This is a genomic window from Pseudochelatococcus lubricantis, from assembly GCF_011762225.1.
GTDB lineage: Bacteria > Pseudomonadota > Alphaproteobacteria > Rhizobiales > Beijerinckiaceae > Pseudochelatococcus > Pseudochelatococcus lubricantis.
In genome coordinates, this window is the sequence record NZ_JAASQI010000007.1 from 262,403 (window position 1) to 282,925 (window position 20,523).

General features: G+C 62.8%; 22 protein-coding genes and 1 pseudogene. 7 read left to right on the forward strand and 16 right to left on the reverse strand.

Annotation, left to right across the window (positions count from 1 at the left end):
- Positions 1-7: 7 nt before the first annotated feature.
- The 7 genes from FHS82_RS15410 to FHS82_RS15445 form a co-directional block, all read right to left on the reverse strand.
- Positions 8-568 carry an NADH dehydrogenase ubiquinone Fe-S protein 4 gene (locus tag FHS82_RS15410; protein ID WP_037094077.1) on the reverse strand — a complete coding sequence of 187 codons (561 nt, stop codon included), beginning with the start codon at positions 566-568 and terminating at the stop codon, positions 8-10.
- Between the two features lies 1 nt (position 569).
- A complete protein-coding gene (locus FHS82_RS15415) occupies positions 570-1,190 on the reverse strand; it encodes a hypothetical protein (RefSeq protein ID WP_142585247.1) in 621 nt (206 codons plus the stop codon).
- A gap of 211 nt (positions 1,191-1,401) precedes the next feature.
- Positions 1,402-2,049, reverse strand: coding sequence for an HdeD family acid-resistance protein (locus FHS82_RS15425; RefSeq protein WP_166954406.1), 648 nt, complete (start codon positions 2,047-2,049; stop codon positions 1,402-1,404).
- 26 nt (positions 2,050-2,075) lie between these two features.
- Entirely contained in the window at positions 2,076-3,218 is a 1,143-nt protein-coding gene (locus FHS82_RS15430) for a flagellar biosynthesis protein FliA (protein ID WP_166954409.1), read from the reverse strand.
- A gap of 77 nt (positions 3,219-3,295) precedes the next feature.
- Entirely contained in the window at positions 3,296-6,190 is a 2,895-nt protein-coding gene (locus FHS82_RS15435) for an ATP-dependent Clp protease ATP-binding subunit (RefSeq protein WP_166954412.1), read from the reverse strand.
- Between the two features lie 63 nt (positions 6,191-6,253).
- Entirely contained in the window at positions 6,254-8,086 is a 1,833-nt protein-coding gene (gene ftsH / locus FHS82_RS15440; RefSeq protein ID WP_166954415.1) for an ATP-dependent zinc metalloprotease FtsH, read from the reverse strand.
- Between the two features lie 14 nt (positions 8,087-8,100).
- The gene (locus tag FHS82_RS15445) at positions 8,101-8,532 is read right to left on the reverse strand and encodes a MarR family winged helix-turn-helix transcriptional regulator (RefSeq protein WP_166954418.1); all 432 of its coding nucleotides are present in this window, start codon (positions 8,530-8,532) and stop codon (positions 8,101-8,103) included.
- Between the two features lie 256 nt (positions 8,533-8,788).
- On the opposite strand from FHS82_RS15445, the gene FHS82_RS15450 reads away from it, so the two are divergent.
- The 6 genes from FHS82_RS15450 (at position 8,789) to FHS82_RS15475 (ending at position 12,760) form a co-directional block, all read left to right on the forward strand.
- A complete protein-coding gene (locus tag FHS82_RS15450; RefSeq protein ID WP_246225363.1) occupies positions 8,789-9,160 on the forward strand; it encodes an Hsp20/alpha crystallin family protein in 372 nt (123 codons plus the stop codon).
- Positions 9,161-9,174: 14 nt separating this feature from the next.
- Positions 9,175-9,573 (forward strand): Hsp20/alpha crystallin family protein, encoded by a 399-nt coding sequence (locus tag FHS82_RS15455; protein WP_166954422.1) that lies wholly within the window; start codon positions 9,175-9,177, stop codon positions 9,571-9,573.
- Between the two features lie 20 nt (positions 9,574-9,593).
- A complete protein-coding gene (locus tag FHS82_RS15460; protein WP_166954424.1) occupies positions 9,594-10,085 on the forward strand; it encodes an Hsp20/alpha crystallin family protein in 492 nt (163 codons plus the stop codon).
- Positions 10,086-10,199: 114 nt separating this feature from the next.
- Positions 10,200-10,691: a phosphate-starvation-inducible PsiE family protein gene (locus FHS82_RS15465; protein WP_166954426.1), complete on the forward strand. Its 492-nt coding sequence runs from the start codon at positions 10,200-10,202 to the stop codon at positions 10,689-10,691.
- On the forward strand, positions 10,688-11,806 hold the full coding sequence (locus FHS82_RS15470; RefSeq protein ID WP_166954428.1) for a S1C family serine protease: 1,119 nt from the start codon (positions 10,688-10,690) through the stop codon (positions 11,804-11,806). Before FHS82_RS15465 ends, FHS82_RS15470 begins: the two co-directional genes overlap by 4 nt.
- A gap of 9 nt (positions 11,807-11,815) precedes the next feature.
- On the forward strand, positions 11,816-12,760 hold the full coding sequence (locus FHS82_RS15475; RefSeq protein WP_067253583.1) for a zinc metalloprotease HtpX: 945 nt from the start codon (positions 11,816-11,818) through the stop codon (positions 12,758-12,760).
- Between the two features lie 134 nt (positions 12,761-12,894).
- Here the strand turns inward: FHS82_RS15475 and FHS82_RS15480 are convergent, their stop codons facing one another.
- The 5 genes from FHS82_RS15480 to FHS82_RS15500 all read right to left on the reverse strand — a co-directional run bounded on the left by FHS82_RS15480 (position 12,895) and on the right by FHS82_RS15500 (position 16,436).
- Positions 12,895-14,589, reverse strand: a complete 1,695-nt coding sequence (locus FHS82_RS15480) for a recombinase family protein (protein ID WP_166954430.1) — start codon at positions 14,587-14,589, stop codon at positions 12,895-12,897.
- Positions 14,586-14,975: an HVO_A0114 family putative DNA-binding protein gene (locus tag FHS82_RS15485; protein WP_166954432.1), complete on the reverse strand. Its 390-nt coding sequence runs from the start codon at positions 14,973-14,975 to the stop codon at positions 14,586-14,588. Before FHS82_RS15485 ends, FHS82_RS15480 begins: the two co-directional genes overlap by 4 nt.
- Positions 14,972-15,325 (reverse strand): toxin-antitoxin system TumE family protein, encoded by a 354-nt coding sequence (locus FHS82_RS15490; RefSeq protein ID WP_166954434.1) that lies wholly within the window; start codon positions 15,323-15,325, stop codon positions 14,972-14,974. The genes FHS82_RS15485 and FHS82_RS15490 overlap by 4 nt, the downstream gene beginning before the upstream one ends.
- Complete coding sequence (locus FHS82_RS20925; RefSeq protein ID WP_246225364.1) at positions 15,322-15,645, reverse strand: hypothetical protein; 324 nt, start codon at positions 15,643-15,645, stop codon at positions 15,322-15,324. Before FHS82_RS20925 ends, FHS82_RS15490 begins: the two co-directional genes overlap by 4 nt.
- A gap of 143 nt (positions 15,646-15,788) precedes the next feature.
- A complete protein-coding gene (locus tag FHS82_RS15500) occupies positions 15,789-16,436 on the reverse strand; it encodes a TetR/AcrR family transcriptional regulator (RefSeq protein WP_166954436.1) in 648 nt (215 codons plus the stop codon).
- A 65-nt stretch (positions 16,437-16,501) separates the two neighbouring features.
- On the opposite strand from FHS82_RS15500, the gene FHS82_RS15505 reads away from it, so the two are divergent.
- Positions 16,502-17,221 carry an SDR family oxidoreductase gene (locus FHS82_RS15505; protein WP_166954438.1) on the forward strand — a complete coding sequence of 240 codons (720 nt, stop codon included), beginning with the start codon at positions 16,502-16,504 and terminating at the stop codon, positions 17,219-17,221.
- Positions 17,222-17,266: 45 nt separating this feature from the next.
- On the opposite strand, the gene FHS82_RS15510 is transcribed toward FHS82_RS15505, so the two are convergent.
- The 4 genes and pseudogenes from FHS82_RS15510 to FHS82_RS15525 form a co-directional block, all read right to left on the reverse strand.
- Complete coding sequence (locus FHS82_RS15510) at positions 17,267-17,503, reverse strand: DUF2274 domain-containing protein (protein WP_166954440.1); 237 nt, start codon at positions 17,501-17,503, stop codon at positions 17,267-17,269.
- Positions 17,504-17,505: 2 nt separating this feature from the next.
- Positions 17,506-18,606 carry a TraB/TrbI/VirB10 family type IV secretion system protein gene (locus FHS82_RS15515; protein WP_166954505.1) on the reverse strand — a complete coding sequence of 367 codons (1,101 nt, stop codon included), beginning with the start codon at positions 18,604-18,606 and terminating at the stop codon, positions 17,506-17,508.
- 47 nt (positions 18,607-18,653) lie between these two features.
- Positions 18,654-19,367: pseudogene (trbG, locus tag FHS82_RS15520) on the reverse strand (P-type conjugative transfer protein TrbG); the annotation flags it as partial.
- A gap of 174 nt (positions 19,368-19,541) precedes the next feature.
- Entirely contained in the window at positions 19,542-20,495 is a 954-nt protein-coding gene (locus FHS82_RS15525) for a LysR family transcriptional regulator (protein WP_166954507.1), read from the reverse strand.
- Between the last annotated feature and the right edge of the window lie 28 nt (positions 20,496-20,523).

The window sequence follows — 20,523 nt, forward strand, 5'->3', positions numbered from 1 at the left end:
GCCGTCATCACGTCGTCTTTCTTGCAATTGTCACACCCGTCCACGCCGGAGGATCAGAGGCGGGGAAGGATTCGAGCGAGGCTTCGAGGACCGGATCGAAACTCTCCCTGTCGCTGGTAGACGGGTCGGCCGTGCTCTCATGCTGGACGCCTCTTGAGAGGCGGCGATCGGGGCGGAACGGGACCCGGAAGGCTCCCGGGGCATCGACGCCCCTGTGCAGCCGGTGGCGCGTCTCACCCGCCCAAGGGTTCGCCATCCGGGCTCCCCCAGCGTCCTCGCGCACGACATAATGCCAGTCCTGCCGCTCTGCGAAGTCCACGGCGCTGTCGCGATCCGGAAACTTCAGCCGGATCGGACGATAGGGATCGCCGCTGGACGTGTATCCCATCAGCGGCTCGATCTGCGGCGGCCGGGACGGCTCGAACTCGAGGACCCAGTAGTTGGGCCGAGGCGCCGATGTCATCGCGGAACGGGCAGGACGGTAGATGATTGCCGTCGGCACGTCCCAGGATGGCAGATCGGTTCCGGGAATTTTCGGCGGGAATGGTGGGCGATTATGGCCGCGCATATCAGTTCTCCCGGGAGTCGGTGGATACGAGAAGGTGACGTTCGAGATCGCCGAGTTTTTCCATTCGCCTCGAATTCAGGCGAACGGCGCGTTCGGTGTTCTGCGAAGGAAAGGCAGCAGCGTGCAGGACGTCCGACCGCATCGCTATCGTGAGATCGGCGACGGCATTCATCACGCCCTCTCCGTCCCCGTCCGAGAGCGTGCCGTCAGCAAAACCGGACTGCAAGCTCTCCAGTACCTGCTCGAAGCTGGACACGACCCCTGCACTCGCGACCACAGCCAGCTTGTGGCTGAGAACACGCAGTTCATCGATCAGCTTCGCATCGTGCCTTGCGGTTTCCACGATCTCTGCGACCTTCTCGATGCAGGCCATGTAAATGTCGCATTGCTGCTGGAGGATGATGACCCTTCCTTCCTTGCGAAGCTCGAGATCGGTCTGGCGATTGAGAAGCGCCGCGGTCAGAATGATCGTCACGACAGCGCCGAGGAAGATGAGCGTCATCTCCTGCGCGAAAGGCAGTATGTCTTCGGCAAGATACATCGAACGAAAAACGAAAACGATGCCGATGCCCAAGGCAGCGGCCGCAGCAGCAAATGCCAAGTCAGGCAGGCGGTTCGACATCAGCACCTCGCATTTTCGGTGCCAGGTGGCATGCACGGCTTTGCATCGGCGTCCGGCGCCTCTGCGTCCCGGTGCCGCAGGAAGATCGGCGTCGGTCCGCTGCCGAAGGGATTGAAGCCGGCCCCCAGGCAACGCTCGAAGATCGTTTCGTCCCATCGGGTGAAATCGTCCTCCTCGCCGGCAAGTCGCCCGTCATCCACCACAGGGCACCTCACGCCTTTGCCGATGGGGGAGCGTCATCGAAGGCCGCACCGTCCGAACGATCCGCCTTGCGAAGCCGTAGCCCGAGGAGGATCATCATCACCCCGAAGACCGCGGCGTAGAAGCCGATCAGCCAGCCGAGCGCGAGGAAGCTTTCGACCGGGCGCGTCAGCAGCATCCAGGTCACGACGACACCGAGAACGACCGAGAGAAGGCCGCTGAGGATCAGCCAGATTTCGCCGTTGATTTCCTTTCGCAGGCGGATCGCTGCCGCGATCTCGAGGGCACCCGAGAACACGGACCAGAATGCGATGCTGGCCCAGAGGAATGTCGCAAGCACAAGCGTCGCGACAAAAGGCGAGACAACCACGACGACGCCCGTGGCGATGCCCAGAATGCCGCTGAACATCAGCCAGCCCCAGCGTTCGCCCTTGCGGATGTTACGTATCGCGGCGACGAGGCCGAACACGCCGTCGGCAAAGGCGAACGCGCCGAAGACCAGCGTGAGCGCCAGAAGCGCTTCCGCAGGCATGACGAAGGCTAGCACTGCGATGATCAATGCGAGCACGCCGCGTAACACGAATGCCCACCAATTCCGGGACAGGCTGCACAGCATGTCCTGCATCTTGTCGGTCGGGTTTTCAGAGGCTGTGGTCATTGGTCGATCTCCTATTCAGTTCCATGTCAGGTGTCGGAGCCGGCCTCCTCGCCGGTTAGGGCGGCGGCCACGCGGCGGCGATCCTCGATCGGCTGAGGCAGACGCTGCGTGTGAGCGATTTCCCGTTCGATGGGCGCGCGGCCTGATGGATCTCTGACCAACCCGGCTTCGGCAAGCCTCGCGCGTAGTGTCGCGCCCGCATTTTCTGCGATCTCGGCGACCACTGTCTCGGTCAGGCCGAAAAGGTCTGCCGTCTCCGCGATCGTAGCGTTGTCGAGGTGGAGCCGATAGAGAACGCGGCGTTCGACCGACGGAAGATCGGCGATTGCCCGGTGCAGCACCATGGCGATCTTATGCCGATCCGCTTGGCTCTCGGGGTCTGTGCCGCCGTCGTCGGCGAGGAGGTCCTCCAGCATCAGCACTTCGTCGGGCTGGTAGAACTCGAACATCGCCTGATCCGCCTCGGTCGGATCCTCCGCCGGTGCCTCGGGTTCCGCCTCGATGGAGGCGGCATCCTCAGGCACGGCGCGGCGGGCGGCGCGGGATTCTTCCTCGATGGTCTCAAAAGCCAGCCGTTTCAGCCAGTCGCCGACGGAAAACTCCGAAGGCCGATCCTCGAAGCGGGCCAGCCCCTTGAGGATCGTCGCATCGAAGAGACCGCGAACGCTCAGATATCCCTCCGGTACCGATCCGCTGCATTCGAGATAGGTCAACTCGCGCCTGACGGTGTCATAGATCGTATCGAGATGATCCTCGATCAGGTCAAAGAAGAGCTGGCGCCGGTCCGCTTCCGCCGCATCCCGCGCGGGCGGCAGCGGGGCGCCGATCCGGCGCCGGCGGGCGGGACGCTTGTATTCAGGCTCGTGCTTCAGGCGCGCCACATGCCGATCGACCTGGTGGCGCAGGTCGGCAAAGGCCTTGCGCAGGACAGGCTCGATCTCGAATCCCTCTTCCCGCGCCGCGATCACGCCCGACGGCAGTTGCAGGCGCAGGCTGACTTTGATGCGCTTCTTGCCCCTCGTCTGCGAGGCAACGACTTCGAGCCGGACCAGATCCTCGCGAAAGCGCGCAAGGTGCGGTTCAAGTTGCCGCACCTCTTCCTCGATGACCTCAGGCGCGCGCTGTTGGCCGTGCCGGTCGAGATTGCGGAATGATCTAATGGCGTTCATGCCGTGGACCTTCCTATAACTCTCCGAAGAGATGGTCCGGCGCGACCGATATCGCGCCGGGCCAGTCTTTTGCGCTGTCACTCGGCGGACTTGTCGTCCTTGGACTGCACCTCATCCCCAACGCTGGGCTTCGGAACGTCCGTCTTGTTTTCGGCAACTTCGCTGGGCTCCTCGATCCCGGCCTTGGCCTGATCGTCCGGGCTGTCGTCACCGGTGTCCTTTACGATCTTTTCGAACACGACCCTCTGTTCGTCTTCCGACCAGGCGACGCGGACCTTGTCACCATCCTCGATCCGCCCGGAGAGCATCTCGCGGGCCAACTCGGTCTCCAACTCCGACCGGATCAGTCGGCGCAGCTCGCGGGCGCCGAATTCGGGGCGGAAGCCGACCGCGCCGAAGTGATCCACGATGCTCACGTCGAATTCGAGTTCGACGCCCTGGCCGAGGGCGGTCCGTTTCACCCGGTTCAGCTGCAACTCGACGATCTGGCGGATCTCCGACTGGTTCAGCGAATGGAAGACGATGATCTCATCGATCCGGTTGATGAACTCTGGCCGGAAATGACCGCGCAACACCTCCATCAGTTCGGATTTCTGCTTGGCCTCGTCGAACTCCCTGCTGCCGCGTTTCGTGAGGTTGCGCTGGATGATGTCCGAACCGAGGTTCGAGGTGGCGATGATGATGGTGTTAGTGAAGTCCACCACGCGGCCCTTGCCATCTGTCAGGCGGCCATCGTCGAACACCTGAAGCAGGATGTTGTAGACATCGGGATGCGCCTTTTCGATCTCGTCGAGGAGCACGACCGAGTAGGGCCGACGGCGCACCTTCTCCGTCAGCTGCCCGCCTTCGTCGTATCCGACGTAGCCCGGAGGTGCGCCAACCAACCGGGCAACCGAGTGGCGCTCGCCATACTCCGACATGTCGATACGGATCAGCGCATCCTGGTCGCCGAAGATCACCTCGGCGAGCGTCTTGGCCAGTTCCGTCTTGCCAACCCCGGTTGGCCCGAGAAACAGGAAGGTCGCAGTCGGACCGGAACCTTCGCGCAGACCCGCACGCGCCAGGCGCACCGCATCGGCCACGGCGCGGATCGCTTCTTCCTGGCCGATGACGCGCTCGTGCAGCTTCTCCTCGAGCTTGAGGAGCTTGTCCTTCTCCTCGGTGGTCAGCTCCGTGACCGGAACGCCGGTGATCTTGGAGACGATCTGCGCGACGTGATCGGCGCGCACCTCGGCGGTCGCCGAAGCCTGGTCGCGCTTCCAGATTTCCAGAAGCTCGTCCAGCTCCTTCTGCTTCTGCTCCAGCTCCTTCTTCAGTTCTGCTGCTCGGTCGAATTGCTTGCGGGCTGCGGCATAGTCCTGTTCGCGCTTGATCTGCGCGACCTCGGCTTCGAGCTCCTGCACGTCCACGGGCCGCGCAGTGGCCGAGATCTTCACCCGCGCCGCGGCCTGGTCGATCAGGTCGATCGCCTTGTCGGGCATGAAGCGACCGGTGATATAGCGATCCGAAAGCTCCGCGGCGGCGATGATCGCCTCGTCGGTGATCGTCACCTTGTGGTGGCTTTCGAGCGTGTCGCGCAGGCCGCGCAGGATCATGATGACCTGAGCTATCGTGGGCTCGTCCACATAAACCGGCTGGAACCGTCGCTCGAGCGCCGCGTCCTTCTCGATGTATTTCTGGTACTCGTTGAGCGTCGTCGCGCCGATCAGGTTCAGCTCGCCCCGCGCCAGCGCCGGCTTGAAGGTGTTGGCGATGTCGAGACCACCTTCGCCACCGCCCTGGCCGGCGCCGACGATGGTGTGGATCTCGTCGATGAACAGGATCAGGCTGTCCTTCTCCTCGGTGATCTCCTTGAGGATCTTCTGGACTCGCTCCTCGAACTCGCCGCGATACTTCGACCCGGCCACCATCGAGTTGATGTTGAGCTCGACCAGCCGCTTGTCGCGCAGCGCCTCGGGCACTTCGCCCGCGACGATTCGTTGTGCAAGTCCCTCGACGATGGCGGTCTTGCCCACGCCGGGCTCGCCGATCAGCACCGGGTTGTTCTTTTTCCGGCGGGCCAGCACTTCGATCGTCGTCTCGATCTCGCGGGCGCGGCCGATGACGGGATCGAGCTTGCCATCGCGGGCGAGCTTCGTCAGGTCACGGCTGAACTGGTCGAGATCGGGGGTGTTCGACGGAGTCTCGACGCGGCCTTCCTCGGCTCCCTTGCCGACCACCTTCGTCACCTGCTGGCGAAGCGCCTGCGGCGTCAACCCCAGCTTGCGCAGCATCGCCGCCGCGAGGCCTTCGCCCTCTTCGGCGAGCCCGATCAGCAGATGTTCCGGCCCGACATAGGAATGGCCAAGCTCGTTCGAGGCGATGAAGGCCCGGTTCAGCGCGTCCTTGAGACGCGGGCTAACACCGATTTCGCCTTCCGTCTTGGCGTCTCCACGCTTCGCTTCCTTCTCGATCTGGCGCCGCAGATCGTCCACATCGACCTTGAACTGTTCCAGGATCGTCTTGACGACGTCAGACGAGGTCAATGCCAGAAGCAGATGTTCGGTATCGACCTCGCTGCGCCCGAATTCCCCGGCCTTCTGTGCTGCATCCTGCAGGAGCTTGTTGCCCTGTTCGCTCAGCCGGTCGGCGATGGTGCGTCCGCCGCCGCGCCGCGATCCACGCCGCGGCGCGCCCTCGCCGACAGTGGCGTCGACGACAGCGTCATCGCCATCACCCCTAGAGCCGAGCGTGCCGCCTCGCAGCGGACTGTCACCAAAGAGGCTGCCGAAACCGCTCTCGCCGAAGAATTCGTCAAGAAGGGAACGCCGTCCGAACAGGGACTCCAGCGGCGAGGCGCTGCGCCCCGACCGGCGCGCCATTTCGCTGTAATGCTGGTCGCAAAGCTCCATGTTCTGAACCCTGCCGTTCACCGAGGCGCGCACGCGCGCCGTCGCCGGGCGACCGCAAATATCGCAAGCTCCGTTTGCCATTCGTCTTCTCCGTTTCCTTATCCAGTCAGGGTTGTCCGCGGATCATCTGCGCCAGTGACAGTGTCAGGCAGCGACCGCTTCCGTGCGTTTCACCTTGGACCCAATTGCCACCAGATCGGGCTCGTCCAGTGTCTCTCGTTGCAGGAGATCCTGCGCCGATTGCTCGAGAAGACCCCGATTGCTTTCAAGAAGGGTGAGGGTGCGCTTGAACACACCATCCACGATGTCGCGCACCTTCGCGTCCATCCGCTCAGCCGTGGCGTCGCTGTAGCGGCGGTTCAGCCACGACGACTGGTCGCCGGTGCCGAGAAAGCCGGGCCGGTCGGTGTCGTAGCTGACATGCCCGAGGTCTTCGTCCATCCCGTACCGCGCGACCATGGCGCGGGCGATATCGGTGGCCTTGACCAGATCGTCGGCCGCCCCGGTCGAGACATGATTGTAGATGATCTTCTCGGCCGCGCGCCCGCCAAGCAGGACTGCGATCTTGTTCTCCAGCTCCTCCCGCGTCATCAGGAAGCGGTCCTCCGTCGGCCGCTGGATGGTGTAGCCGAGCGCGCCGATCCCGCGCGGGATGATCGAGACCTTGTGCACCGGGTCCACCCCCGGCAGGGCCATCGCCACCAGCGCGTGCCCCATCTCGTGGTGCGCCACGATCTCGCGCTCGCGCGGGTTGAGCACGCGGTTCTTTTTCTCGAGACCGGCGACGATGCGCTCGACGGCATTGTTGAAATCGTCCATCGTCACCGCCTCGGCCTTCCGCCGTGTGGCGAGCAAGGCGGCTTCGTTCACCAGATTGGCGAGGTCGGCCCCGGAGAAGCCCGGGGTCAGCGCCGCGACCTTTTCAGCATCCACATCGGGGGCGAGCTTCACCTTCTTCATGTACACGCCGAGGATCTGGATGCGCCCCTTCTTGTCGGGCCGGTCCACCAGCACCTGCCGGTCAAAGCGTCCGGCCCGCAACAGCGCCGGATCGAGAATCTCCGGGCGATTCGTGGCCGCAAGCAGCACGATGCCGACTGATGGGTCGAAGCCATCGAGCTCGGTCAGAAGCTGGTTCAGCGTCTGCTCACGCTCATCGTGGCCACCGGCGATCTGTCCGGAGGAGCGCGCCCGCCCAAGAGCGTCGAGTTCGTCGATGAAGATGATCGCCGGCGCGGATTTCCGGGCCTGCTCGAACAGGTCGCGCACCCGTGCGGCACCGACGCCCACGAACATCTCGACGAACTCTGATCCCGAGATCGAAAAGAAGGTCACGCCCGCCTCACCCGCCACCGCGCGCGCGAGAAGCGTCTTGCCGGTGCCCGGCGGCCCGACGAGCAATATGCCTTTGGGGATATGTGCGCCCAGCTTTCCGTATTCGGCGGGGTTCCTGAGGAACTCCACGACCTCCTCCAGCTCGGCCTTGGCCTCGTCCACGCCGGCCACGTCAGCGAAATTGACGCCGGTTTCCTTTTCCATGTAAACTTTGGCTTTGCTGCGGCCGACCTGCATGAACCCGCCGAAACCCTGCTTGTCGGCGAACTTGCGGAACAGCAGCATCCAGATCCCGAAGAAGACAAGCGCTGGCGCCACCCAGGAAATCAGCGTGCCAAGAAAAGTGTTTTGCGGAACGCCAGTGATCTCGATACCTGACCGGTCTATCCGCTCCAGGATTGCGGGATTCACTACGGTCGTCACGAACTGCTTCTTGCCGTCGACCGGTTCGGCGAAGGTGCCTGTGATCGTGTCTGACCCGACCGCGACAGAGGAAATTTTCCCGTCAGCGAGATACTTCTCGAACTGGCTGTAGCTGATCGGCGCGACGGATTGCCAGCCGGCGATCAGGTTCTGGATGAAAAGCACGGCTATGAAAGCCACCACCCAGTACCAGATGTTGTATTCGGTCTTCTTTTCCATGCCGCTTGTCCCTTTCACTGGCGCCCGAGCCGCGCCCTGATCCGCTCGAGCAGCGCCAGCAGGATGCGCCTTTCGTCCGCCGACAGATCCTGCAGGATTTCATCTTCGAGCGCCGATTGCCGCGGCGCGAGTTCCTCCAGCATCTCCCGGGCCTTCGACGTTGCGGTGACGATCTGCGACCGCCTGTCGTCGAGCGAGGGCGACCGCTCCACCCAGCCGCCCCGGACCATGCGATCGACGAGCTGGCCCGCAGTGGCCGGGGCGACCTCAAGTCGGTCGGCCAGATCGCCGATGGTCAGCCCGGGCGCATCCTCGACATGCGCCGCCGCCATCCAAGACAGGCGGGTCAGTCCGCTGTCGCGGATGTCTTGGTCGATCCGCTGCTGGATGAGCTGCGCGACTCGGTGGATCGTCGTCCCGATCAGCGCGATGTCCGAAGAGATCATGGGTATCCTTCCTCCGGTTGCATGATACACAGGATAGACCGCATTCCATACAAAGTGCAATGCATGCATCATATATGCTTGCATAATAAATAGAACCACCTATCTTGATGGGCGGTCTCCGAACCCACATCCGGCCGGCACCGTTGCCCGGTCCCTCCATGCCGTCGGTTCGGGGGCATCGATCAGCAACAGGAGGCCAGCAATGCTCTACCCGACATATCTGCGCCGCAGCGATCCCTTTGCGCTGATGCGCTCCATGATGCGCGATCTCGACCGCGGCTTCTGGCCGCCGTCCCGCGCGGCGTTCCCGGCGGTGAATCTCTGGCAAGGCCCTGAGGCCGTTGCCATCGCCGCTGAACTTCCCGGCATCGAACCGGGCGACATTGAAATTTCGGTCAAGGACAACGTCCTGACGCTTTCGGGCGAACGCAAGGCGCCCGAGGTTCCCGACGGTGCGCGCTGGCATCGCAACGAACGCGGTTACGGCAGGTTTTCACGCGCGATCCGCCTGCCGTTCGCGGGCTCGGATGACAAGGTCGAGGCGAGGATGACGAACGGCGTATTGCGGATCGTCATCTCCCGGCCCGAGGAAGAAAGGCCGAAGAAAATTGAGATCAAGGCGGCCTGAGAGGAGCTGGAACGATGAGCACCGACATCACGCAAGCCGCCGAAAAGACGCCGACCGACGCGCCTGAAACCGCCGCCAGCGGCCGCATCTACCGTCCGCTGACCGATATCGTCGAGACCGATCAGGGTGTCTCCATGATGCTTGAAATGCCTGGGGTCGCCGCCGATGCGGTCGAAATCACGCTCGAAAATCGTGTGTTGACGATCCGCGGCAAGGTTGACCCGGTGCGGCCGGAAAACCTCGAACTTGCCTATGCCGAATATGGCGAGGGCGATTTCGAGCGTGCCTTCACGCTTTCCGAGGACTTCGACCCCGACAGGATCGAAGCCGAGATGCGTGGAGGTGTCCTCACCCTGACGCTCCCCCGAGCCCCTGAAGCGCAGCCGAAAAGGATCGCCGTCAAGGGCGCCTGAAAACCGAAGGAGATCATATCATGCAGATCAAAGACCTCATTCCCTGGGCGCGCAAGGACGGCGCGCCAGATTCCAAGAACAGCGAAGATAACGCGATCGCGACACTCCAGCGCGAAATGAACCATGTGTTTGAGAACTTCTGGAACCGGGTCGGTCATTTCGAATGGCCCTTTGGCAGCGGCGAAGCGAAATCCGACGTGGTCGAGACCGACAAGGCGATCGAAGTATCGATCGAGCTGCCGGGCATGGAGATGAAGGACATCGAGGTGACGGTCAACGATGACATGTTGACTGTGAAGGGAGAGAAGAAGATCGAGCGCCAGGAGGAGAAGAAGGGATACTATCTCTCCGAGCGCAGCTACGGCGCGATCTACCGGACAATTCCGCTCCCCCCCGGTGTGGATGGCGAAAAGGCGCAAGCATCCTTCAAGAACGGGGTTCTGACGATCAAGCTGCCCCAGACTCCCGAGGCGCAGGCCAAGGTCAAGCGCATCGAGGTCAAGAACGGCTGATTTGCCACATGGGGGTCGCCGGTTTGCGGCGTCCCCTCCGCTCCGTGCGATATCGCACCGTCTGGCAAAGCCCCGGGGAGCCTGTCTCTCCGGGGCGGCTTTCGAGAGGCAATCATGAAAGACTTGCAGCGATCCGGGCTGACCCGTGAACAATGGTCGGCGATGACGCTCTACGAGAAGTTCGAGCAAGTTGTCATCTTCGTCCTCAGCGTCATCATTGCGGCGATCGTCGTGGCGTCGGTCTGGGCGCTGATGCGCGAAGTCGTGAACCGCCTGCTTCTGGGGGCATTCGATACTCTCGATTACGCCACCTTCCAGGTGGTGTTCGGCATGATCTTCACCGTGGTGATCGCGCTCGAGTTCAAGCGCTCCCTTCTTGTTGCGACCGAACGCAGCTTCGGGATCCTCCAGGTCCGCACGATCGTGCTGATCGCGCTCCTCGCCATCGCGCGCAAATTCATCATCCTGGACCTCGGCGAGACGGAATCATCCAAGATTGCCGCACTCGCGGGCGCGGCGCTTGCGCTCGGGGTTGTCCACTGGCTGGTGCGCGATCAGGACCGGCGCGAACAGCTCCCTACTGAAAATGCGGATGGCGGTCAATGAACCGAACCTTTTTCATTCGACTTATTTCGGCAACCTCTGCCGCACTCCTTATCATAATTGTGTGGCAGAGCTTTCCTATCATTCAGAGCGTTGTGCTGGGTCGGTTTGCCGAACCGCGCGCCGTCGCTCCGCGCGGCGACTTGGCGGCGTTCGAACAAAGCACCATCACGGTTTTCAATGCCGCTCGAGACAGTGTCGTCTTCATCACGACGGCCGAGCGTGTAGTGGATCCCTGGACCCGGAACGCCTATGACGTTCCGCGCGGGAACGGTTCAGGATTCGTCTGGGACCAACTCGGTCATGTGGTAACGAACAACCATGTTATCGCTGGTGCAAGCCGGGCAGTCGTCAGGTTGGCTGATGGCCGTGCCTTCGCCGCGCGTCTGGTGGGGCGCGCACCCGAGCACGACCTGGCAGTCCTGCACATCGGTGTTGGTGCGGGTCGACCACCGCCGATACCCATCGGAGCCAGCAACGATCTACGTGTCGGTCAAAGCGTGTTCGCCATCGGCAATCCGTTCGGCCTCGACTGGACGATGACGACCGGAATTGTCTCGGCCCTTGGCCGCGAATTGCCGGGCGAAAACGGTCTCCCGATACGGGGCCTGATCCAGACGGACGCGGCAATCAACCCCGGAAACTCCGGTGGCCCTCTGATCGACAGCGCGGGGCGTCTGATCGGCGTCAATACGGCCATTTTCAGTCCATCCGGCGGCAGTGCGGGAATCGGCTTTGCGGTTCCCGTCGATACGGTCAACCGGGTGGTGCCACAGCTCATCGCTCGCGGCAGCTATGCACCACCACGACTCGGCATCTTATTCGATCCCAGGGTCGACGCGATGCTCGCGCAGGATGGCTCCTCCGGCGTCCCGGTCCTCGGAGTCGATCCTGACGGCCCCGCTGCCCGTGCGGGACTGGTGCCCGCCCGCATTAGCGGCGATGGGCTCATTGTAGTCGGCGACCGGATAATCGGCCTTGGAGCGACTAGAGTTGATGAAGCGGCTGACCTGATCACAGCGCTCGAAGCGCATCGCCCCGGGGATCAGGTTGAATTGCACATCCGGCGCGGCGATCAGCGCAAGAGCCTCAAGATCACACTCGGCGAACCGCGATAGGAGCCGGAAATGCCCGCTGTCTCGACGAGGCATCGATTTATCAATCTCGTCCAATCCGCGCTCTTGCTTGGCCTTATGGCGATGATCGCCTGGGTGTCCATGACAGCGGTCGTCGGCGCGGAGGTCGGGCTGCTGCTTGCCTTCGGAATGGTTGCGGGTCTGATTTTTGTCCCCAATCTGCCGCAAGACTTCTTGCTGTCCGCATATCAGGCGGAGCGCATAACGGGACGTGATGCGCCCGGCCTTGTCGCAGGAATAGCGGAACTTGCGCGACGTGCCGATTTGCCGCGCGCGCCGAAGCTCTATCGCGTATCGAGCCCGTTGCCGAACGCCTTCGCGATGGGCAGTCCGGAAGACAGTACAATCTGCGTCACCGATGGACTGCTTCAACTCCTCGACGGTCGCGAACTCGTCGGCGTCCTGGCTCACGAAGTTGGCCACATCGCGAACCGCGACCTGTGGATCATGGGATTGGCAGATATGATGTCACGGTTGGTTTCCATCGCGAGTTGGCTTGGACAATTCCTGCTGCTCCTCAACCTACCTCTTATTTTCGCGGGCGCGGTCTATGTTCCGTGGCATATCGTGGCGCTTCTCATCTTCGCGCCCACCTTGATGGCGCTCGTGCAGCTCGGCCTGTCGCGCACCCGCGAGTATGACGCAGATCGCGCGGCGGCGGAGCTGACCGGCGACCCGGAGGGTCTCATGAGAGCGCTGAGCAAACTCGAACGCCGTGTCGGAAGGTTCTGGGAAGAAATTTTTCTTCCCGGCCGACGCATTCCCGAGCCGTCTCTCTTGCGGACGCATCCAAGCACAGAAAGCCGGATCGCCAGGCTGCGTGAACTCACCGCCCTGGCAACACCGCAATATCCGACAATCGCGGGCATGTCTTATAAACCACGGCTACCCTCGTTCTTGCCGCCCAAATTCCGTCGACACGGAGTCTATTGGTAGAAATCACCTGTCTTTCGTTGCACTCGGGCAAATCTGCGCATACGAGGAAATGCTCGGAGGTGGGCGGGAGTTGTGGGCGATTCGCCATGGCTTATCAGAGAGTTAGAGGATGAGTCCTTTCCCTCCGCCACTACTCAGAATTTCGCCCAACTGCGATGGGTTGCGCAGGAACCGGAGCAGACGCCTCGCATCCGGTTTCCGATCCTCCGCCACTTCGGTATAAAACCGGGAACGCCGATTCCCGCCGTTTTCCCTCCCTTAGCGGCCACCAGCGTCCGCAACAGGACGTTTTTGCTTCCTTTGATGTATATCGCGTCATCCGCGACCTCGACGTGCTGGGCGAAGGCCCGGACGTGTTCCCGCCGATAGCCGCCCTTTCCAAGCCGCAGTCGGGTGCGTGCTTCGCTCGCCAGTTCCCGCACGGCTGCCCCGGTGAGGCGCTGGTGGGTTGAGCTTGCGAGCATAGCTTCGATCCGCGTGGCATCGGCCCGCGCCTGATCCCGAAGCGCTGTGAGGCCCGCGATGCGCTCGCCAAGGGAAGACTCGGCCGGGTCGAGCGAACCGGCTTCAATGGCGTCGTAGAGGCGCTTGAGGCGGTTGTCGGCCTCGGCCGCGCGATGGTTCAACTCGGCGATATGCTGGCTGCGCCGCTCGACGCCTTCCTGCCGGCGATCCAGAAGCGAGGCGAGAACGTCTTCGATCCGCTCGGGGTCGAGTAGCCTTTCCTCGATATGCGTCACCACCATGCGGTCGAGCTTATCCATCGGGATCGCACGGCCCTTGCAGCCAGTTTCGCCCTGCCGCGCCCGGATCGAACAGGCATAATAGCGATAGCGGCCGTTCTTGCCGGTGCGCAGCGTCATGGCCCCGCCGCAGTTGCCGCAATGGCAAATGCCAGTCAGCAAGTTCGGGCCGCTGACGACGCGCGGCGGCGTCACCTTCGGATTGTTGACCTTCAAGCGGTTCTGAACAGCCTCGAATATCTCAAGGTCGATCAGCGGCGGCACGGGAACGGTAACGATTTCTTCCTCGGACTTCACCACGCCCTTGTTGGAGCGGCGATTGAAGCGATGCTCGCCGATATAGGTGCGCCGTGTCAGGACACGGTGAAGCTGGCCGATGCCCCAACGCCCGCCGTTGCGCGTGAACATGCGGTTCCTGTTGAGGTAGCTGACGATATTCTTGACGCCCATCGGGCCGGAAGTGCCGTCGCCTTCTGATGCAAGGCGGAAGATCAGCCGCACGGTGTCGGCATGAAGCGGGTCGATCTCCAGCTTCTTCTTCATCTTTGCGCCGCGCTGCTCGGCATCGACGACACGGTAGCCGATGGGCGGCAGGGAGCCGTTCCAGAAGCCTTGCCGGGCGTTCTCCTTCAACGCCCGGATGACATGCTTGCCGTTCTCCTTCGACTGGTATTCGTCGAACAGGGCCATGATCTGCCGCATCATGACGTGCATGGGATCGTCGCCCATCTCCTGCGTGATGGACACTAGCTTGACGCCGTTCTTGGCGAGCTTCCTGACGTTGAACTCCAGCTCGAAGTGATCGCGGAAGAACCGGCTGAACGAATGGACCACAACCACATCGAAGGGCGCGGGCTTGGACGTGCCTGCCTCGATCATCCGTTGGAACTCGGGGCGGCGGTCATTGGTGGCCGAAGCGCCGGCTTCCGCGAAGGTTTCGACAAGATGGTAGCCGCGCGAGGCGCAATAAGCCTCGCCCTGCTTGCGCTGGTCGGGGATCGACACGTCATGCTCGGCCTGCCGTGTCGTGGAGACGCGCAGATAGAGCGCGGCGCGCAAGGCGACATGGGGACTTTGCATATTCATAGCGCGTTTCCTTTCGCGGCCCGGCGTTCGATCAGCGGCAGCTCCAGCGCCACGCGGTCATGCAGCACCTTGGGAACGACCTTCTGGCCCTCGCCGGGCTCCATGCGGACAAGGCCGTAGTTCGCCATCGTTTTGAGGGTCCGGGACAGGCTGGGCTTCGACCGCCCGGTCATCCGCGACAGTTCCTCCAGCGAGCCGGGCGACTGCTCGTCGATGACGCGCAGCAGTTCGCGGTTCCCGCTGGACAGGATTTGCGCGAAGGACTCCGTGGACGTGAACCACACCTTCGGATCGCCGGGCGCGGGCTTTTCCTCGCCCCTGGCGATCCGCATGGTGCGGGCCTTCATTTCTTCATAGTCGGCAATCCCGACTTTCAATGTAGTCATGTTACGCCTCGCTCCTTCAACACCGCGTCCACCGCCTGCCAGAAGTCGGCCAGCAACGTGGCCGCATCCTCGTAGGCATAGGGCTTCACGGTCTGGAGGCGGTGCCGATGGTCCATCGACTCGCCCCTCCTGCCTCGGCCAACCGGATGGGCGTTATCGAAACCGACCAGCCGTTCGCCCGAAGGCCCGTGAAGCGTGAGCGAATAATCGAGGCCGTGCGGCCTCGAAGGCGATGCCGGAACGCGGGTGATAACGAACTTCGCCCAATGGCCGCCCTCGGGATCGACAACGAGCACCTGTCCGTCGAGGTCCAGAAGCGTGTCGAGGCTCGGGTCACGATCCTCGCTCATGGCTTACTGTTACCATCTGTTGGTAATAGCTGCAAGCCCTGATTGTCGGGATCGGGGTCGATGGGGCCGAACAGCCGGTCAAGCACGTCGCCGAAATACCGCTCGAAGATTTGCAGTTCTTCCTCGGTGATCGGCACCTTCTCGGGCCAGTCATCGAAGACGGGCAACGACTCCACATCGACGATGCGAAGCGGCGACCTGCGGCGCTCCCGGCCGTCTGGCGTAGGTTCGTCAGCATAGTCGAAAAGATCGTCGGGAAGTGTTTCGGGGACCGGCTGTCGCGGTCGCCCTTTGCGGGCGCGACGGCGCTCTGCACACACGGAATCCTCCTTGGTTCTGGTGGATTCCGGGGCGCTATAGGCCCCGGAATTAGGCGAACCATGGAGGGCAGTCGGCGGCCTGTAGCGTGCCGAATTTGCGTTGATGTGCTGGCGGCACCCCTTACACCATTACGCAGAGAGCCCTAAGTAGTCATTTGCGTCCGAAGCTGGACGCTGCGCAACCAAGCGCAACACATATCGGTCAGGCGGGCTTTCAACGCCGCAATCTGTTCCTTGTCCAACTCCCGTTCAAAGGCGTTGCGCACCGCGCCATAGATCACGGTTGTCAGGGTCAGATTTATCGCTGCCGCATCCTCTGGCGGCAGGTCGGATGCCTGACGAAACATTGCAGTTGTTGCAGTGTCTACCCGCGTGGCGAAGGCATTCATCAGCGCATTGTTGTCCAGTGCCGCAACCGAACGATAGAGTGCCTGTGTCAGGTCGGCCCGCTCGGTCTTAGCAGTCCAATAGGTCTCGATCAGCGCCGCGACCATTTCTGAGACCTGGTGCCCCGCCCTTCTTGCGCAGGTCTGCTCAACACGTTCTGCCAAGGCATTCAAATAGCGCTCGTTCAACGCAATGATGAGCGCCAGTTTGTTCGGGAAATACTGATACATAGTCCCGACCGATACGCCCGCCCGCTCTGCCACGCGTGTTGTTGTCAGGCGGGCCATACCTTCGGACAACAAAACCTGAATGGTTGCCTCGAAAATCGCGTCCACCGTGACACGCGAGCGACTTTGCACCGGTGTTTTTCGGGGCTTAGCACCTTGCAAGGCATGGGACGTCATATGCGAATCCAAAATCTGAGCTTTCCTTCATATATTGCAATCAAAGATATGAAAGGAACACAGAAATGACGGAGAACCGCATCGCCCTCGTGACCGGTGGCAACAAGGGCATCGGCTTGGAGATCGCCCGTAAGCTGGCTCAAGCCGGTGTCCATGTGCTGATCGGCAGCCGCGACAAGATGCGCGGAGACGAGGCCGCCGCCGCCTTGGCCAAGGACGGGCTGACAGTGAAGGCGGTTTCGTTGGACCTCGATAAACCGGAGACTATCGCCGCCACGGCGGATGCCATCTCCGCCGAGCACGGTCGTCTGGACATTCTGGTAAACAACGCTGGGATCTTTGATTTTGCAGATGCTCCACCCAGCAGGGCCTCGGTTGATGCTGTGCGGCGGACGATGGAGGTGAACTTCATAGGCACACTAGCCGTAACGCAGGCCATGCTTCCCTTGCTGCGCGCCGCGCCAGAAGGGCGCATCGTCAACTTATCCAGTGCGCTTGGGTCTCTGACAATGAACGCCGATCCGACCTCGGCTTACTATTCGCAGCAATTCATCGGATACAACGCATCGAAAGCGGCGCTGAACATGTTGACGATCCAGCTGCACGAGGAGCTGCGGGGCACAAATATCAAGGTGAATTCGGTCAGCCCCGGCTTCGTGAAAACCGACCTTACCGGTTATGGCACAATGTTGCCCGAAGAGGGAGCACGGCTTCCTGCAGAATATGCGCTGAACGCTACAGGCAGTGGTGGATTCGTTGAACCAGACGGCAAATCACCTTGGTAATGAGTGCGGGGCAAAGCAGAATGACCAAATTGTCCCGCATAGCCGTCATCCAACTTGCAAGTCCGCAATAGCTCGCCGTGCCTTGGCGAAGCCGCGATCCGTGGCGATGAACCGCTCCAGCATGGGCACGATCAGCCTGACGGGATCGGCGGCGGGCTGGCCGCTCTCGCGGGCCAGCACCTCGGCATAGGCGACCAGATCGCGGTGAATCGGCGCAGGCAACTCCACCGTCACCTTGACGGGCTTGTCGTCGGGCAGCGGGCCGAGTTTCAGCCTCGTCATGGTCAACCTCCTGCCGGCTCGAACACAAGGTCGCGGGTGACGATGATCCTGACCGGGAAGCCCGGCCGGATGGTCAGCGTCGGCGCGACCTGCAACTGGCGCTGGACGATCTGCTGTCCCGCCTGATTGACGGTATCCTGCGCCCCGTCACGGATGGCGCGGATGAGCCGGTCCTCGTCGCTGGTCGCCAGCTCCGTGCCCACTGCGAGCAGCGTGGACAGCCCTGCGGCCTTCATCAGATCCCACCAATGGTAATCTACGCCATCCTCAAGCCCGGCGTAGCCGCTGGCGTCCGCGCCCGGCAGGCGCTCCAGAACGATGGAACGGCCGCCCGGCAGGATCAGGCGGTTCCACACCAGCAACACGCGGCGCTGGCCGAAGGTCACGCCGTCATCGTATTGGCCGATGATGCGCGTTCCCTGCGGGATCAGGAGCAGGCTGCCGGTCGGGCTGTCATAGACGTTCTCCGTCACTTGCGCCGTGATCTGGCCCGGTAGGTCCGAGCGGATGCCGGTGATGAGCGCGGCCGGGATCACGGCCCCGGCCTGAAGGACGTAGGGCGATACCGGCGGCGTGACGCGATCCGTCGAAACCGTCTGCCGGTCCACGGGTCCATTCAGAAAAGCCGTTTGCCGATCCTGCGTCGCGGGCTGGCCGCCGAGGCCGAGTCCTGCAAGGCCGGGCATGGACGTTCCTGCCGGCGCTCCCGTGCGTGGGCCGGACTGGAAGAACACATTGCTCAAGCGCGCGGCTTCTTCCTCGGCGAGACGGCGCTGTTCGTCGGGGTCGACGGCGGGCGTCGCCATGACGGGCGGTGTAACCGACTGTCCCCTGTTCTGCGCGTCGAGGATCGGGCCGCCGAGGTCGCCCGGCAGCGCGGGGCCGAGCACTGGCCCGGTATAGTCGCGCGGCAAACCGGCAAGGCCATCCGCCGTGGATCGGTTCTCGGTCGAATAGAGTTCTTCGCTGCCCTGTCCCCTATCTCGGGTCTGGAGCGCGTAGATCAGTGCCCCGCCGATCCCGAACAGCGCGACGGCTCCGACACCGGCGAGCATCTTGCGGGACAGGCGGGTGACGCGCGGCGGTTCGGCACGCAGCCGCATGGGCGCGGTGGTGTCTGCTGCGGCTTCTAAAGGGGTCGTGTCTTCGGTCATGATGGGGATTCTCCGGTCGCCTTTGCCGGCTGTGCGGCCTGCCGTTGCTCGATGCGGACGATCCTGACGGTCTGCTGGCGATCACCGCTGCCAAGGCGCAGTTCGGCCGCGCCGAACAGGCGGTCCACGATCAGGATGTTCTGGTGGATGCGGCTGTTGGCGATCTGGGTCTCGCCATCGGAGCCGATGACGAAGATCGGCGGCATCTCGCCTTGCACGATGCCGCGCGGGAAGACGACATAGACGCGGCGGCCGTCGTCGAAGACGGAAATGGGCCGCCACGGCGGACTGTCTCCGGTCAAGCCGTAGCGATAGTTGCGCGCAGCCTCTGCCGGAATGATCGGCGCGGCGGGAACGGTCTGGCGCTGGCCTGCTGGCGTCGCGGGATAGGCCCATGCCACGGCCGGCATGTAGAGCGATTCCCGCGCGCGCAGCTCGATCATGTAGGTGCGCCGGTCGGTGGTGACGACAAGGTTGGTGGAAATGTCCGGCCGTGTCGGCTTCACGAGGATATGGACACGGCGGTTTGCACCGCTGCCGCTCTCGGTGTCGCCGATGATCCAGCGGGCGGTATCGCCTGCCGCAATTGGTCCCGCGCCGGTCAGGCTCTCGCCCGGCTCCAGCGCGATGGTGGTGATCTGTCCGGGCGCGGCATAGACCTGATAGAGCGCGCCTTCCGACCAAGGATAAATCTGGATGGCGTTATAGTAAGACGACAACAATCTGACCCCAAAGGATTCGGCCTCCGCGCATACAGGCTCCAGTCGGCAAAAGAGACGGAGCCGATCAGAGAGTAGGCAAAATCGGGACGGGCAACGGGAAACAGGATGCCGGAGGGCTGCCGGATACTATCGGCGGCAAATAGGACGGATTACCCTGAGCCGCTATCCGGCCTGGTGGTCGCCGCTGCGCAACTGGCCGGGCGAATCGCTGCGACGGCTCATACTGTTTGCGAGGTCGAGCAGATTCTTCAGGGCGGCGCTGCGATTGAACGGCGACCAGACGGCGGTAAAGACAACCGGCTCTGGCTCATCGGCGAAGGGCAGAAAGACGATGCCTGTCGGCGGCAGCAGCGCCGTGGCGGCCCCGACAATGGTGATGCCGAAGCCCTGTCCGACCATGGATAGCAGCGTGCCCCGCCCCACGTCGAAACGCAGGATAGACGGCGCGGGCCAGCGCCCGGCGAGGCGCAGCGCAATATGGTCATGAACCTGCGGGCCGGTGCCGCCATGGCGGACAAGAAAGGTTTCGCCGACCAGATCGGTCCAAGTAATTTCCGATTGTCTGGTGAGGCGATGTTCAACTGGCAGCACCGCCACTAGCGGTTCGGTCCAGATCGGCCGGGTGTGGCAGTCGGGCAGTTCGGGCGTGCCGGCAACGAAGACCACGTCCAGCCGGTCGGCGCGAAGCTGCATCACCGCATCGCGCGCTGTGCCTTCGGTGATTTCTACCTCGATGCCGGGATGGTCTTCTCGATATTGTGCGATCAGATCGGCGGGGAAGCTGCGCGGGATCAGGGCATGGATGCCGATGCGCAGACGGCCACATTCCCCCGCCGCTGCCATGCCTGCGGTCTTCACCGCATGGTCGAGCTGATCGACGCCAGCAGCGACGCGCTCAACGAAAAGGCGTCCGGCCTCGGTCAACCTGACTCCGCGTGCGTGGCGCTCGAACAGAAGGATGCCAAGGTCTTCCTCCAGAGCCTTCACGCGCGCGCTAACGCTGGATTGCGCCACTCCTAGCGCGTTCGCCGCGTGGCGGAAGTTCAGATACTCGGCAACGGCGAGCGTCTGGATCAGCGAGACAAGCGGGATGCGCGACCCCAGCCTGGTCGGCATCACCTGTTGACGATCAACAATCGGAGTT

What these genes read in the sequence shown, in the direction of transcription:
- FHS82_RS15410 (WP_037094077.1), bottom strand. Translation starts at nt 568, where the DNA reads ATGCGCGGCCATAATCGCCCACCATTCCCGCCGAAAATTCCCGGAACC.
- FHS82_RS15415 (WP_142585247.1), bottom strand. Translation starts at nt 1,190, where the DNA reads ATGTCGAACCGCCTGCCTGACTTGGCATTTGCTGCTGCGGCCGCTGCC.
- FHS82_RS15425 (WP_166954406.1), bottom strand. Translation starts at nt 2,049, where the DNA reads ATGACCACAGCCTCTGAAAACCCGACCGACAAGATGCAGGACATGCTG.
- FHS82_RS15430 (WP_166954409.1), bottom strand. Translation starts at nt 3,218, where the DNA reads ATGAACGCCATTAGATCATTCCGCAATCTCGACCGGCACGGCCAACAG.
- FHS82_RS15435 (WP_166954412.1), bottom strand. Translation starts at nt 6,190, where the DNA reads ATGGCAAACGGAGCTTGCGATATTTGCGGTCGCCCGGCGACGGCGCGC.
- ftsH (WP_166954415.1), bottom strand. Translation starts at nt 8,086, where the DNA reads ATGGAAAAGAAGACCGAATACAACATCTGGTACTGGGTGGTGGCTTTC.
- FHS82_RS15445 (WP_166954418.1), bottom strand. Translation starts at nt 8,532, where the DNA reads ATGATCTCTTCGGACATCGCGCTGATCGGGACGACGATCCACCGAGTC.
- FHS82_RS15450 (WP_246225363.1), top strand. Translation starts at nt 8,789, where the DNA reads ATGATGCGCGATCTCGACCGCGGCTTCTGGCCGCCGTCCCGCGCGGCG.
- FHS82_RS15455 (WP_166954422.1), top strand. Translation starts at nt 9,175, where the DNA reads ATGAGCACCGACATCACGCAAGCCGCCGAAAAGACGCCGACCGACGCG.
- FHS82_RS15460 (WP_166954424.1), top strand. Translation starts at nt 9,594, where the DNA reads ATGCAGATCAAAGACCTCATTCCCTGGGCGCGCAAGGACGGCGCGCCA.
- FHS82_RS15465 (WP_166954426.1), top strand. Translation starts at nt 10,200, where the DNA reads ATGAAAGACTTGCAGCGATCCGGGCTGACCCGTGAACAATGGTCGGCG.
- FHS82_RS15470 (WP_166954428.1), top strand. Translation starts at nt 10,688, where the DNA reads ATGAACCGAACCTTTTTCATTCGACTTATTTCGGCAACCTCTGCCGCA.
- FHS82_RS15475 (WP_067253583.1), top strand. Translation starts at nt 11,816, where the DNA reads ATGCCCGCTGTCTCGACGAGGCATCGATTTATCAATCTCGTCCAATCC.
- FHS82_RS15480 (WP_166954430.1), bottom strand. Translation starts at nt 14,589, where the DNA reads ATGAATATGCAAAGTCCCCATGTCGCCTTGCGCGCCGCGCTCTATCTG.
- FHS82_RS15485 (WP_166954432.1), bottom strand. Translation starts at nt 14,975, where the DNA reads ATGACTACATTGAAAGTCGGGATTGCCGACTATGAAGAAATGAAGGCC.
- FHS82_RS15490 (WP_166954434.1), bottom strand. Translation starts at nt 15,325, where the DNA reads ATGAGCGAGGATCGTGACCCGAGCCTCGACACGCTTCTGGACCTCGAC.
- FHS82_RS15500 (WP_166954436.1), bottom strand. Translation starts at nt 16,436, where the DNA reads ATGACGTCCCATGCCTTGCAAGGTGCTAAGCCCCGAAAAACACCGGTG.
- FHS82_RS15505 (WP_166954438.1), top strand. Translation starts at nt 16,502, where the DNA reads ATGACGGAGAACCGCATCGCCCTCGTGACCGGTGGCAACAAGGGCATC.
- FHS82_RS15510 (WP_166954440.1), bottom strand. Translation starts at nt 17,503, where the DNA reads ATGACGAGGCTGAAACTCGGCCCGCTGCCCGACGACAAGCCCGTCAAG.
- FHS82_RS15515 (WP_166954505.1), bottom strand. Translation starts at nt 18,606, where the DNA reads ATGCGGCTGCGTGCCGAACCGCCGCGCGTCACCCGCCTGTCCCGCAAG.
- FHS82_RS15525 (WP_166954507.1), bottom strand. Translation starts at nt 20,495, where the DNA reads ATGCCGACCAGGCTGGGGTCGCGCATCCCGCTTGTCTCGCTGATCCAG.